The organism is Mesorhizobium sp. M0306 (genome assembly GCF_040321655.1).
Lineage (GTDB): Bacteria > Pseudomonadota > Alphaproteobacteria > Rhizobiales > Rhizobiaceae > Mesorhizobium.
This window is the reverse complement of record NZ_JAMYRY010000001.1, coordinates 745,599-757,500: the sequence shown is the minus strand read 5'-3', so window position 1 is coordinate 757,500 and position 11,902 is coordinate 745,599. Positions and strand designations below refer to the sequence as shown.

Genomic DNA, 11,902 nt, shown 5'->3' with positions numbered 1-11,902 from the left:
CAAGGCAGCAGCGTGGCTTTTTGCCCCACGCTGCCGATCGTCGAAAGTTTTGGCATCCCCGAGCGGCGGAGCGTGCCTCGGCGGTTGGTGCTGCAACGAAAAACGCCCGGACTGAGCCGGGCGTCTTCCAGGTCGAGAAGATGGTTCTGCGATCAGGCGATGGTCTTGCCGAAGGCGACGGCGGTATCGCCCATGCGGTTGGAGAAGCCCCACTCATTGTCGTACCACGACAGCACCGAAACGAAGTTGCCGTCCATGACCTTGGTCTGGTCGAGCGCCACGATCGAGGAATGCGGATCGTGGTTGAAGTCGATCGAAACATTGGGGTGACGGGTAATGGCGAGGATGCCCTTCAGCTTGCCGTTCGAGGCAGTGATCACCGCGTCGTTGATTTCCTGGACGGTGGTCGGCCGCTTGGCGATGAACTTGAAATCGACGAGCGAGACGTTCGGGGTCGGCACGCGGATGGAGATGCCGTCGAGCTTGCCCTTGAGCTCGGGCAGTACCAGGCCGATGGCCTTGGCAGCACCGGTCGAGGTCGGAATCTGCGACAGCGCGGCGGCGCGGGCGCGGTAGAGGTCCTTGTGCATGGTGTCCAGCGTCGGCTGGTCGCCGGTGTAGGAATGGATCGTGGTCATCATGCCCTTCTCGATGCCGACGGCCTCATTCAGTACGGCCGCCAGCGGCGCCAGGCAGTTGGTGGTGCAGGAGGCGTTCGAGATGACGATGTGGTCCTTGGTCAGCTTGTCGTGGTTGATGCCATAGACGACGGTGAGATCGGCGCCCTCTGCCGGAGCGGAGACGAGAACGCGCTTGGCACCGGCGGTCAGATGGGCGACGGCCTTGTCGCGGGCGGTGAAGATGCCGGTGCATTCGAGCGCGATGTCGATGCCGAGCTCCTTCCAGGGCAGTTGCGTCGGATCCTTGATCGCGGTGACCTTGAATTTTTCCTTGCCGACGATGATCTGGTCGCCGTCAACCGTCACCTCATGCGGAAAGCGGCCATGCACGCTGTCGAAGCGCAGCAGATGCGCGTTGGTCTCGACCGGGCCGAGATCGTTGACCGCGACGACGTCGATATCCCTGCGGCCGGATTCATGGATGGCGCGCAGGATGTTGCGGCCGATGCGGCCGAATCCGTTGATGGCAACTCTGACGGTCATTGTTCTCTCCCTGGGAGTTGGAGGCCGAAGATCAAGTCCGCAGCTTCATAACGGCGGACGGGCAAAGAATCCAGCCGCCGAGGCGCGGATTTAAATCGATTAGTGCTGCGCCGCCCGGCAAAACCGCTATGCCAGCCTTTGCCGGGCGGGGCTCACTTTCATTTGCCGTGCAGACGGGCTTCCGCCGCCTTCACCGTTGCCTCGGCGGTGATGCCGAAATGCGGGTAGAGCTGTTCGATGGTGCCTGAGGCGCCGAAGCCGGTCATGCCGACAAAGATGCCGTCGGTTCCGATGAAGTGATCCCAGCCCTGACGGATGCCGGCTTCGATGGCAATCTTGAGCGGCGCATTGCCGATCGTCCTGCTGCGATAGTCGGCGCTCTGCTTGTCGAACAATTCGAAGCACGGCACTGAGACGACGCGGGTCGCGTGGCCGTGCTTTTCCAAGGCCTCGCGGGCGGCCAGCGCGATCTCGACCTCGGAGCCCGAAGCGAAGATCGTCACCGCCGCCTCGCCACTGGCGGCGGCAAGTTCATAGGCACCGCGGCTGGAGAGGTTTTCCGCAACGAAGTCGTTGCGTACCGTCGGCAGGTTCTGCCGGGTCAGCGCCAATGTCGAAGGCGTCTTTTCCGATTCAATGGCCAACTGCCAGCATTCCGCGGTTTCCACCGCGTCAGCCGGGCGGAAGACATTGTGGTTTGGAATGGCGCGAAGTGCTGCCAGATGCTCGACCGGCTGATGGGTCGGGCCGTCTTCGCCAAGGCCGATGGAATCATGGGTCATGACGAAGATCGAGCGGATGCCCATCAGCGAAGCAAGCCGCATCGCCGGACGGGCATAATCGGAAAAGCACATGAAGGTGCCGCCATAGGCGATAATGCCGCCATGCAATGTCAGCCCGTTGAGCGCGGCCGCCATGCCGTGCTCGCGAACGCCGTAATGGACGTAGCGCTGGCCGTAATCGTCGGCAGTGATGTTCTTGGTCTGGCTGGTCTTGGTGTTGTTGGAGCCGGTCAAATCGGCCGAGCCGCCGATGGTTTCGGGCACGGCGCCGTTGATGACCTCCAGCGCCATTTCCGATGACTTACGGGTGGCGACCTTCGGCTTGTCGGCCGCGAGCTTCTTCTTGTAATCGCCAATGACAGCGTCGAAGTTGGCCGGCAACGTGCCGCTGATGCGACGTTCAAACTCTGCGCGCAATTGGGCGTCGGCCTTGGCAAGGCGGCTTTCCCAGTCGGCGCGCGCCTTGACGCCGGTCCGCCCGGCGGTACGCCATGCGTCAAGGATATCGGCCGGAACCTCGAACGGCGGATAATCCCAGCCGAAGAATTTTCTGGCGCCAGCGATTTCCTCGGCGCCGAGCGGCGAGCCATGCGCCTTGTTGGTGCCTGCCTTGGTCGGCGCGCCGAAGCCGATCGTCGTCTTGCAGGCGATCATCGTCGGCTTGTCGGAGTGGCGGGCCGCCTCGATGGCATAGGCGATCGCTTCCGGGTCCTGGCCGTCGATATGGCTGGCGTTCCAGCCGGACGCCTGGAAGCGGGCGACCTGATCGGTGTTGTCGGCCAGCGACACTGGGCCGTCGATCGAGATGTTGTTGTTGTCCCAGAAGACGATCAGCTTGTTCAGCTTCAGATGTCCGGCAAGCGCAATGGCTTCCTGGGATACGCCTTCCATCAGGCAGCCGTCACCGGCCAGCACATAGGTGTAGTGGTCGACGAGGTCGTTGCCGAAAGCGGCATTCATGATGCGCTCGCCGAGCGCGAAGCCGACCGAGTTGGCAAGGCCTTGGCCGAGTGGGCCGGTCGTCGTCTCGATGCCGGCGGCATGGCCGTATTCCGGGTGGCCCGCCGTCCTCGACCCCAATTGGCGGAACTGCTTGATCTGGTCGATGGTGATGTCTTCGTAGCCGGTCAGATAGAGCAGCGAGTAAAGCAGCATCGAGCCGTGGCCGGCCGACAGGATAAAGCGGTCGCGGTCCGGCCAATGCGGGTTCTTCGGATCGTATTTGAGAAAGCGGGTGAACAGCACCGTGGCGATGTCGGCGCAGCCCATGGGCAGCCCGGGGTGGCCGGAATTTGCCTTCTCGACGGCGTCCATGGCGAGAAAACGGATCGCATTGGCCATCCGGTCATGTTGTTCGCGCGAGGTCATGCTTCCTCCAAAATGGGGGTGTGGGCCTTGGGAGAGCCCTTGAAAAGGGTGCGCGACACATAGCAGGCGCGGCCTTTTAGTCAACAAATCGGTGTGCTTTTGCCGGTCTTGTGATGGCCATGCAGCACTTACATTAGTGTTAGCAGGGGACAGTCGCGACAGCTTTATTGACGGGCGGTTCACACGGCGCGTAATGTTTCAGGGATAACGCGTTCTGAACGTGGATGATTCGGTGATGGGCAGGGCGCAGGACGAAAACCATGACCGGGGAAACGACCCTCAAGGAAGTCATTGCCAGGCTGGGTAAGGCCATCGAAGGGCTGGAAAACGCCGTCGCGGCCAAGCTCGAGCATGAGCGGGACTATTCGGAAGCCGAGGCCGAAGTGCAGCGGATGAACGCCGACCGCTCGCGGCTGGCGCAGGAGCTCGACAATTCCGAGGCTCGTGCCGAACGGCTGGAAGATGCCAACAAGGAAGTGTCGCGAAGGCTGGTGACAGCCATGGAAACCATCCGCGCGGTACTGGACAGGTAGGCCAATGGCACAAGTCACGGTTTCCATCGACGGCAAGCAGTATCGTATGGCCTGCGACGAGGGCCAGGAAGAGCATCTGATCGATCTTGCCGAGCGCTTCGACCGCTATGTCTCGCATCTGAAGGATTCTTTTGGCGAGATCGGCGACCAGCGGCTGACCGTGATGGCCGGCATCATGGTCATGGACGAGCTTTCAGAACTGCAAAAGCGGGTCAAGGGCATGGAAAGCGAAGTGCTGACGCTGCGCAAGACGCGCGACGACGCACTGACCAAGGCCGACAAGAACGATTCCGTGCTGACCGGGGCACTTGGCGCGTTGGCCCAGCGCATGGAAGACCTGGCGACGACGCTGGCAGTGAGCAAGGCCTGAGCCAGCGCAGCGAAGATTCCTGCTGCATTTGCCGAGAAGCAATGAAAATATTTCGCCGCCGGCCTTGATGCCGGCGCAACAGCCGTTTGAAGGATGACGCCGGAGTGGTAGAAAGGCAAAAGCAGCGCCGGTCAACGCCGGCTGCGATCTGCACTCACAAGGTAGGGACACGCCATGAGCCTTCGTATCAACGACATCGCACCGGACTTCACCGCTGAGACCACGCAAGGGCCGATCAGCTTCCATGAATGGATCGGCGACGGCTGGGCGGTATTGTTCAGCCATCCGAAGAACTTTACGCCGGTTTGCACGACCGAACTCGGCACGATGGCCGGGCTCGAAGGCGAGTTCAGGAAGCGTAACGTCAAAATCATCGGCATCTCGGTCGATCCCGTCGAAAGCCATGGGAAGTGGCAGAACGACATCAAGACCGCGACCGGCCATTCGGTGAACTACCCGCTGATCGGCGACAAGGATCTCAAGGTCGCCAAGCTTTACGAGATGCTGCCGGCGGGTGCCGGCGAGAGCTCGGAAGGCCGCACGCCCGCCGACAATGCCACGGTGCGATCGGTCTACGTCATCGGGCCCGACAAGAAGATCAAGCTGGTTCTCACCTATCCGATGACGACGGGACGCAACTTCGACGAAATCCTGCGCGCCATCGATTCCATGCAGCTGACCGCCAAGCACCAGGTGGCGACGCCGGCGAACTGGAAGCAGGGCGAGGACGTCATCATCACCGCTGCCGTCTCGAATGAGGATGCCATCAAGCGCTTCGGCGCCTTTGAGACGATCCTGCCATATCTCAGGAAAACCAAGCAGCCTTCTGCCTGAGCCGGCAGAGGCGGCACAGAGAATTTTTGGTTTTCCTGGCCGTGTGAGCATGAGGTGCTTGACGATGCCTGGTTGACGGACAACCATGCCTTTAATTTGCCGTGGCAGAGAAAATCCTTCCTGCCGTGGTGAGGGGCGAAGGAGGCTGGGATTGGACGCATTATCGGCCAGGTCGCAGGTCACCGGCTTCTATGACAAGCCGAGCGGGTCCGTCCAGTATGTGGTCGCCGACATGGCGACCCGCAAATGCGCCATCATAGATCCGGTGCTCGACTTCGACGAAAGGTCCGGTGCAACGGCGACGAAAAACGCCGACGCCCTGCTCGACTTCGTCAGGGAAAGCGGACTGGAGGTCGAGTGGATCCTCGACACCCATCCGCATGCCGATCATTTCTCCGCCGCCCATTATCTGAGGGGGAGAACCGGAGCGCCGACGGCAATCGGCGAAAAGGTCATCGACGTCCAGAAATTGTGGAAGGTGATCTACAACTGGCCGGAATTCCCCGCCGACGGTTCGCAATGGGACAGGCTGTTCGCCGACAGCGCAACTTTTTCGGTCGGCGGCCTTCCGGCAAGAGTGCTGTTTTCGCCGGGCCACACACTGGCCTCGATAACTTACGTCATCGGCGACGCCGCCTTCATCCACGACACGCTGTTCATGCCGGACAGCGGCACCGCAAGGACAGACTTTCCCGGCGGCAGCGCCGAGCGGCTCTGGCACTCGATCCAGGATATTCTGGCACTGCCGGACGAGACACGTCTGTTCGTCGGTCACGACTACCAGCCGGGTGACCGCGAAGCGCGCTGGGAAAGCACGGTCGCGGAGCAGAAAGCCGGCAACATCCATGTTGCCGGCTGCAAGACGGAAGCCGACTTCGTCGCGCTCCGCCAAGCCCGCGACAGGACGTTGCCGATGCCGCGGCTGATCCTGCACGCGCTGCAGGTGAACATGAATGGCGGACGCCTGCCGGAACCGGAATCCAACGGGCGGCGCTATCTGAAATTTCCGCTCGATTGCCTGTGAGGAGATGGGTCGCTGGCACTACAATGCCATTCAGACTCGGCGCCGCCCTCATCGTTCTGCGATGGTCATCCAAGTTATTGATCCTGATTCGATTTTTGCGATGTTTGAATCCGAGAGGTCCATGCGGGAAGACGGTGGCGGCAGCCGGATGAGGAGCGGCGCAGACGCCAGCTAAGAGTTTAGTCCAGCGTTAGGGTTTTGTTCGGCGGGCTAAATGTTCATACGTGATTTGCCAAGGGTCGCTCTCGGAAGATCTTTCCTCGCCGATCCAATGGAAGCTGTTGGCAGTGATCTCAGTGAAACGCCATCGAGTTTTCAGACCGCGCGAGTCATTGCCGAGCTGGACAATGTCCTTACCCTCGGCCCGGCCGATCTGCCGCGAGTGATCCCGGTTGAGCGGGTCGTTCCATATGATGTGCCAGCCATCGATCCCAGGATCGAAGATGCGCAAGGTCGTGCCATACATCGTCGACGGCGCAGGGCGCTTGGGCCTGATCCAAACGTCCTGAATCGCGCGGCCTTCGAGCACCCAGCCAAAATGGCATTCGCCATCCCATTTCTGGATTGTGCCGTCGTCGAGGTAGTGGACCGAGTCCATTTCCCAGCTTCCAATTAGCCATCCATACAGGGCCATGTCTTTCGCTCGATCGGCTGGCGGACCTTCGGATCCGAGAGCGGCCAGAAACGGAGAAATTGTCATCGTCATACTGCCTTTCGTTTCCAATAGACGAACTCAACTGCCCGGCCCAGCCCCGGCGGACCGTCGTCGCGCCCGCCTGCCGCAAGCGCCGGGTTGTGAAATGCCCCGGTCGGCGCCGGAACATTGCCGCCACAGCTTGCAGCCTTGCGGTTTTCAGGGCTTGGGGAAAATTGCGACAATGCCGCTATCAATGCGATCGTCTGCGGACGCCATGGCAAGGCTACTGAGCAGTTATGGCGGCGGATCGGACATCCGCGAAGGCGCCGCGGAACCGGCAACCCGCTAATGCCGTCGCGCAAAAGTGCGCAGCGGTTTTGCGATAACGACATGCATGAAACGACATGCATAAAGACAAGAATTTAAAGCGCGTCGCACAAGGCCGGTCGAACGCGACGCGCTTTAGAAAAAAACGGCGGCGCCAGTTACCTGACGCCGCCGTTATTTGTTTCTCTTGGAAGGCCTTACGCCGCCGGCTGCGCCTCGATGGTGCGCAGCGCCTGCGTCTGGCGCTTGGCCGCCGCCTTGACCGCGTCCTGCACCTTCTCGAAGGCGCGCACCTCGATCTGGCGCACGCGCTCGCGGCTGATATCGAACTCGGCCGACAGCTCTTCCAGCGTCAACGGCTCATCGGCGAGGCGGCGCGCCTCGAAGATGCGGCGTTCGCGGTCGTTGAGCACGGCAAGAGCGCCCGACAGCATCCCGCGCCGGTTTTCCAGCTCGTCCTGCTCGATCAGCATCTCTTCCTGGCTCTCGTGGTCATCGACCAGCCAGTCCTGCCATTCGCCGGACTCGCCTTCACTGGCCCGGATGGGCGCATTGAGCGAGGCGTCGCCCGACAGACGGCGGTTCATCGACACGACTTCCGCTTCCGAGACGTTCAGCCGGGTGGCAATCTCGGTGATCTGGTCGGGCTTCAAATCGCCTTCGTCGAGCGCCTGGATCTTGCCCTTCACCTTGCGCAGGTTGAAGAACAGGCGCTTCTGGTTGGCGGTGGTGCCCATCTTGACCAGGCTCCAGGAGCGCAGGATGTATTCCTGGATCGAGGCCTTGATCCACCACATCGCATAGGTGGCGAGACGGAAGCCGCGCTCCGGTTCGAATTTCTTGACGGCCTGCATCAGGCCGACATTGCCTTCCGAGATCACCTCGCCGATCGGTAGCCCATAGCCGCGATAGCCCATGGCGATCTTGGCGACGAGCCGAAGGTGGCTGGTGACGAGCTTGTGCGCAGCCGTGGTGTCCTCATGCTCGGCGTAGCGCTTGGCGAGCATGTACTCTTCCTGCGGCTGAAGCATCGGAAAGCGGCGGATTTCTTCCAGGTAGCGGCTGAGACCGCCTTCGCCGGAAACGATACTGGGTAATGACTGGGCCATGATAGCGCCCCCTCTCTATTGGAGTGATGCCCCCGAAACGCGGCGGGCATGTGGCGCGAATGCCAAAGGCACATTCGCGCCAACCGACATATATAGGAACAAAACCAGAAAGACAGGCATTTGTTCAACACGAAACAGTGTGTCACGTTGAAGTGAACAACGCTGGTCAGGTTTTCAGGTGGTTGGTTCAGAGCTTGCGGAAGCCGTCGACGAGTTCCTCCATGTCCCACGGTATCGGCGCTTCGAACCTCATCGTTAAATGGGTATCCGGATGCCGAAATGCAAGGAGGCGGGCGTGCAAAGCTTGTCGCGGAAACGCCTTTACCTTGCTCCTTAGCGGCTCGGGCAACCGATTGGCCTTGGTGCGGAAAGCCTGGCCGTATTCGGGATCGCCAACCACCGGGTGGCCGATATGGGCCATGTGGACGCGTATCTGGTGGGTGCGACCGGTCTCCAGCCGGCATTCGACCAGGCTCGCCGTGGCGAATTCCTGCTGCTGCTCGCCAAAGCGCTCGACGACGGTGAAATGCGTTATGGCATGGCGCGCATCGTCGCGGCCTTGCGGCACCACGGCACGGCGTACCCGGTCGGCGGCGCGGCCGAGCGGCGCGTCGACCGTCCCGGTTGGCCTCGCCGGTATGCCCCAGACCAACGCCAGATAGGCGCGCTTGAGATCGCCGGTCAGGCCGTGGTCGGCAAAGGCCTCCGACAACGCCTTGTGGGCGCGATCGGTCTTGGCGACGACCATGACGCCGCTGGTCTCCTTATCGAGGCGATGGACGATGCCCGGCCGTCTCACCCCGCCGATGCCCGACAGGCTGTCGCCGCAATGATGGATCAGCGCGTTGACCAGCGTGCCGGTCCAGTTGCCGGCGCCGGGATGCACGACCAGCCCGGCCGGTTTGTCGATGACGATCAGCGCGCTGTCCTCGTAGAGGACGTCCAGCGCAATTTCTTCGCCTTGCGGCTCCGCCGGTCCCGGCTCCGGCATGTCGACCGACACGCTGTCACCTTGTACCATCTTGCGCTTCGTCTCTTCTACCTGCCTGCCGCCGATCCTGACGGCGCCCTGCTTTATCAGCATCTGCACGCGGCTGCGCGACATGTCGGGACCGAGCCTGGCCGCCAGCCATTGGTCGAGCCGCTGGCCGGCGGCATCGGCGCCCGCATCCAGCACGATCGGTCCGGCCCCTATTAATTGTCTGACCTCTTCGTTATGAGCGCTCATCGAAAACAGTTCCGGAATCTGCTGCCATGGCCCGGCCGCTTGCCGACGAAGACGAGGAAAAGCCGCTCGACCCCGAGGTCGAAAAGGTGCGGAGGAAGCTCGTGCGCTTCGTCGCCATCAATCTCGGCCTGCTGTTCCTCGCCCTTATGGTGGTGATCGCGGCGCTTGTCTACAAAGCGCGCAACGCGCCGCCTGCCGCCCCTCCGCTGAGCAGCGACATCCAGGTGCCGATCGGCGAGCCAGTCAACGGCGACATCGTGCTGCCGGTCGGCGCCAGGGTGGTCAGCCAATCGCTCTCCGGCAATCACCTCTCGATCGACGCCGAGCTGGCCGACGGCAGCCGCGCCATCTTCGTCTATGACATCACCGAGCGCCGCATCATCGGCCGTTTTTCGATCAGGAACAAATGACCGGTTTTGCCGAACACCGCAGCATTGCCACCGTCGCGCTTATCGTCGCAAATTATGACGAGGCGATCTCGTGGTATGTCGACCGGCTGGGCTTTGTCCTCACCGAAGATGTCGATCTTGGCGGCGGCAAACGCTGGGTCACGATCACGCCGGGCAACGGGCAGGGCGCGCGGCTGCTTCTCGCCGAGGCGTCCGGCGATGCGCAAAGGCACGCCGTCGGCAACCAGACCGGCGGGCGAGTCTTTTTGTTCCTCGAAACCGACGATTTTGCCCGTGACCATGCGCTGATGCTCGAAAAGGGCGTCGAATTCCGTGAGGCGCCCCGGCACGAGACCTATGGCACTGTGGCGGTTTTCGCTGATCTCTATGGCAATCTCTGGGACCTGATCGAGTCAAAACGCTAGGCTTGCAGCGGATATTTCACCGGCGCGACAGGCTGCCTTAAGCCTAGTTGCTTTTTGCCAGCCGTCAGCCTATATCGCCGGTTCTTGAACGCGCCCATCGTCTAGCGGTCAGGACACCGCCCTCTCACGGCGGGAACAGGGGTTCGATTCCCCTTGGGCGTACCAAGTCTCTCCAAGCTCTCGGCAAACCATCAATCCGATCCATCGCCTTGGGTCGCGGCGGGTTTGGCTCATTGCCGCTCCTGGCGCAGCGGAGGGCAGTCGATGCCACGCGGGGAGGAGCCAGAGACAGAAACTACAATCGCAAGGCGTCCATCACGCTGGTCGGCACTGCCTGGAGCCGACCTGAGCTACAGCTGCCGGCGGCGGATCGTTTTGGCGAGCTCGGCGAAGGCGCCTCTCCCTCGAAGGGTGGATGCCGGGAATACTCGGCCCTTAGCACCGGCCAGCGAAGCTGCGCGCGACGCGCATGGCTGGGCTCTAAACGCGCCATACTCCAGTTGCAGTATTGTAGCTTCTTTGCCGTTCGAATTTCTCTCAGTCATGGCTTCGCACGATACCAAGATATGCTGCGAACGACACATCCACGGCGCGCTCAATCATTCGATCTATTCCGGCAAGCCGAAAAGTGTTTGCGCGCCTGCTATTCCTCCGAGCGGGTGACTGCCCATGGCGATCATCGGCTCGGTAGTTTCTGCCTCGAACACTGTCGACGCGAGCACCGTCCGTCCCAACGGCTTGCACAGCCCTTCGATGCGGCTGACAAGATTTACAGCCTTGCCGATCGCGGTGAAGTCCAACCTGCCGGCAGTGCCGATATTCCCCCAGAGTATCTCGCCGACATGCAGACCAATGCCATATCCGAGCTCAGGGCCGCCATTGCGGCGCCGAGTTTGGTTGAGATGATCTATCCCGGCGCGCGTGGCCTTCACGGCGCGTACCGCAGCGTCACATGCGGCATTTGCATCGCGCTCGCCAATCGGGAAAATCGCGAGGACGCCATCACCTATAAACTTGAGAACCTCACCACCAAATGCGTGCACCGCGCCGGCGACGCAATCGAACCAGGCATCAAGTACCAATACGATCTCGTCTGCATCATGAATCTCGGATAGATCGGTGAAACCTCGAAGGTCCGCGCACAGAAGCGCAGCCCGTATCGTCTCTCCCTTTACTCGACGAGAATGACCGTTGAGCACATGTGCTGCACTGCGCTTTCCCAAATATGCTTCGAGCAATGCGCGTTTCGCGGACCGTTCTGCGAGTGCGGTCATCGGAGCCGCAGCAAACCGGGAGATTTGCCGCAGCAGCTCTGACTGCGCCTCATCTGGAGTATGATCGAACGCCCACACCAAAGTCGGTGCGACACCGCCCGCTCGCTCGTCGAACACGATCGCCCGCGTCGTGCCAAGCCACTCCCGCAGCACGAGCCGGGGATCGGCATTCTGGCGGTCGGCGCCTATCCCCAAAGCCTCGACCACTTCACCCCCAGGCGCTCGCCAGAGCCAGATGCGGCGTGAAATGATCGGGTCGGGAGCGTCCTGCGCCAGCGCGCCGGCGATGATCGGCAAGCCGTCTTCCATCAAATGCGTTGAGAGCTGCAATAGAAGTCGCCCACCGTCGCCAATATGCGCGGCGTCGTCCAGAAGGAATGAAAGCGAGTTTGCGAGAAGCATCGGTAGAAGGTCACTCGGCACCGGCTTATGCTTACGC

12 protein-coding genes and 1 tRNA gene are annotated in these 11,902 nt (G+C 61.6%); 7 read left to right on the top strand and 6 right to left on the bottom strand.

Annotated features, from left to right (window positions below; all coding sequences use genetic code 11):
* Positions 1 to 152: 152 nt before the first annotated feature.
* Together gap and tkt are read right to left on the bottom strand one after the other, a co-directional pair.
* The gene (gene gap / locus NKI95_RS03895) at positions 153 to 1,163 is read right to left on the bottom strand and encodes a type I glyceraldehyde-3-phosphate dehydrogenase (RefSeq protein WP_352714315.1); all 1,011 of its coding nucleotides are present in this window, start codon (positions 1,161 to 1,163) and stop codon (positions 153 to 155) included.
* Positions 1,164 to 1,321: 158 nt separating this feature from the next.
* On the bottom strand, positions 1,322 to 3,313 hold the full coding sequence (gene tkt, locus NKI95_RS03890; RefSeq protein ID WP_352714313.1) for a transketolase: 1,992 nt from the start codon (positions 3,311 to 3,313) through the stop codon (positions 1,322 to 1,324).
* 260 nt (positions 3,314 to 3,573) lie between these two features.
* Here tkt and NKI95_RS03885 point away from each other — a divergent pair, with 260 nt between their 5' ends.
* The 4 genes from NKI95_RS03885 (at position 3,574) to NKI95_RS03870 (ending at position 6,074) form a co-directional block, all read left to right on the top strand.
* A complete protein-coding gene (locus NKI95_RS03885) occupies positions 3,574 to 3,846 on the top strand; it encodes a DUF4164 domain-containing protein (RefSeq protein ID WP_006200774.1) in 273 nt (90 codons plus the stop codon).
* 4 nt (positions 3,847 to 3,850) lie between these two features.
* A complete protein-coding gene (locus NKI95_RS03880) occupies positions 3,851 to 4,216 on the top strand; it encodes a cell division protein ZapA (protein ID WP_292655609.1) in 366 nt (121 codons plus the stop codon).
* A gap of 174 nt (positions 4,217 to 4,390) precedes the next feature.
* Positions 4,391 to 5,050 (top strand): peroxiredoxin, encoded by a 660-nt coding sequence (locus tag NKI95_RS03875; protein ID WP_352714312.1) that lies wholly within the window; start codon positions 4,391 to 4,393, stop codon positions 5,048 to 5,050.
* 151 nt (positions 5,051 to 5,201) lie between these two features.
* Positions 5,202 to 6,074: an MBL fold metallo-hydrolase gene (locus tag NKI95_RS03870; protein ID WP_352714310.1), complete on the top strand. Its 873-nt coding sequence runs from the start codon at positions 5,202 to 5,204 to the stop codon at positions 6,072 to 6,074.
* A 190-nt stretch (positions 6,075 to 6,264) separates the two neighbouring features.
* Here the strand turns inward: NKI95_RS03870 and NKI95_RS03865 are convergent, their stop codons facing one another.
* The 3 genes from NKI95_RS03865 to NKI95_RS03855 all read right to left on the bottom strand — a co-directional run bounded on the left by NKI95_RS03865 (position 6,265) and on the right by NKI95_RS03855 (position 9,375).
* Positions 6,265 to 6,780, bottom strand: a complete 516-nt coding sequence (locus NKI95_RS03865; RefSeq protein WP_352714308.1) for a hypothetical protein — start codon at positions 6,778 to 6,780, stop codon at positions 6,265 to 6,267.
* A gap of 455 nt (positions 6,781 to 7,235) precedes the next feature.
* Entirely contained in the window at positions 7,236 to 8,147 is a 912-nt protein-coding gene (gene rpoH, locus NKI95_RS03860) for an RNA polymerase sigma factor RpoH (protein WP_023678514.1), read from the bottom strand.
* Between the two features lie 187 nt (positions 8,148 to 8,334).
* A complete protein-coding gene (locus NKI95_RS03855) occupies positions 8,335 to 9,375 on the bottom strand; it encodes an RluA family pseudouridine synthase (protein WP_352714306.1) in 1,041 nt (346 codons plus the stop codon).
* A gap of 26 nt (positions 9,376 to 9,401) precedes the next feature.
* On the opposite strand from NKI95_RS03855, the gene NKI95_RS03850 reads away from it, so the two are divergent.
* The 3 genes from NKI95_RS03850 (at position 9,402) to NKI95_RS03840 (ending at position 10,354) form a co-directional block, all read left to right on the top strand.
* Positions 9,402 to 9,785, top strand: a complete 384-nt coding sequence (locus NKI95_RS03850; RefSeq protein ID WP_352714304.1) for a fimbrial protein — start codon at positions 9,402 to 9,404, stop codon at positions 9,783 to 9,785.
* Entirely contained in the window at positions 9,782 to 10,189 is a 408-nt protein-coding gene (locus NKI95_RS03845) for a VOC family protein (protein ID WP_352714302.1), read from the top strand. Before NKI95_RS03850 ends, NKI95_RS03845 begins: the two co-directional genes overlap by 4 nt.
* 90 nt (positions 10,190 to 10,279) lie before the next feature.
* Positions 10,280 to 10,354 (top strand) — tRNA-Glu (locus NKI95_RS03840).
* A 443-nt stretch (positions 10,355 to 10,797) separates the two neighbouring features.
* Here NKI95_RS03840 and NKI95_RS03835 read toward each other — a convergent pair.
* The gene (locus tag NKI95_RS03835) at positions 10,798 to 11,865 is read right to left on the bottom strand and encodes an adenylate/guanylate cyclase domain-containing protein (RefSeq protein ID WP_352714300.1); all 1,068 of its coding nucleotides are present in this window, start codon (positions 11,863 to 11,865) and stop codon (positions 10,798 to 10,800) included.
* Between the last annotated feature and the right edge of the window lie 37 nt (positions 11,866 to 11,902).

What these genes read in the sequence shown, in the direction of transcription:
- gap (WP_352714315.1), bottom strand. Translation starts at nt 1,163, where the DNA reads ATGACCGTCAGAGTTGCCATCAACGGATTCGGCCGCATCGGCCGCAAC.
- tkt (WP_352714313.1), bottom strand. Translation starts at nt 3,313, where the DNA reads ATGACCTCGCGCGAACAACATGACCGGATGGCCAATGCGATCCGTTTT.
- NKI95_RS03885 (WP_006200774.1), top strand. Translation starts at nt 3,574, where the DNA reads ATGACCGGGGAAACGACCCTCAAGGAAGTCATTGCCAGGCTGGGTAAG.
- NKI95_RS03880 (WP_292655609.1), top strand. Translation starts at nt 3,851, where the DNA reads ATGGCACAAGTCACGGTTTCCATCGACGGCAAGCAGTATCGTATGGCC.
- NKI95_RS03875 (WP_352714312.1), top strand. Translation starts at nt 4,391, where the DNA reads ATGAGCCTTCGTATCAACGACATCGCACCGGACTTCACCGCTGAGACC.
- NKI95_RS03865 (WP_352714308.1), bottom strand. Translation starts at nt 6,780, where the DNA reads ATGACGATGACAATTTCTCCGTTTCTGGCCGCTCTCGGATCCGAAGGT.
- rpoH (WP_023678514.1), bottom strand. Translation starts at nt 8,147, where the DNA reads ATGGCCCAGTCATTACCCAGTATCGTTTCCGGCGAAGGCGGTCTCAGC.
- NKI95_RS03855 (WP_352714306.1), bottom strand. Translation starts at nt 9,375, where the DNA reads ATGAGCGCTCATAACGAAGAGGTCAGACAATTAATAGGGGCCGGACCG.
- NKI95_RS03850 (WP_352714304.1), top strand. Translation starts at nt 9,402, where the DNA reads ATGGCCCGGCCGCTTGCCGACGAAGACGAGGAAAAGCCGCTCGACCCC.
- NKI95_RS03845 (WP_352714302.1), top strand. Translation starts at nt 9,782, where the DNA reads ATGACCGGTTTTGCCGAACACCGCAGCATTGCCACCGTCGCGCTTATC.
- NKI95_RS03835 (WP_352714300.1), bottom strand. Translation starts at nt 11,865, where the DNA reads ATGCTTCTCGCAAACTCGCTTTCATTCCTTCTGGACGACGCCGCGCAT.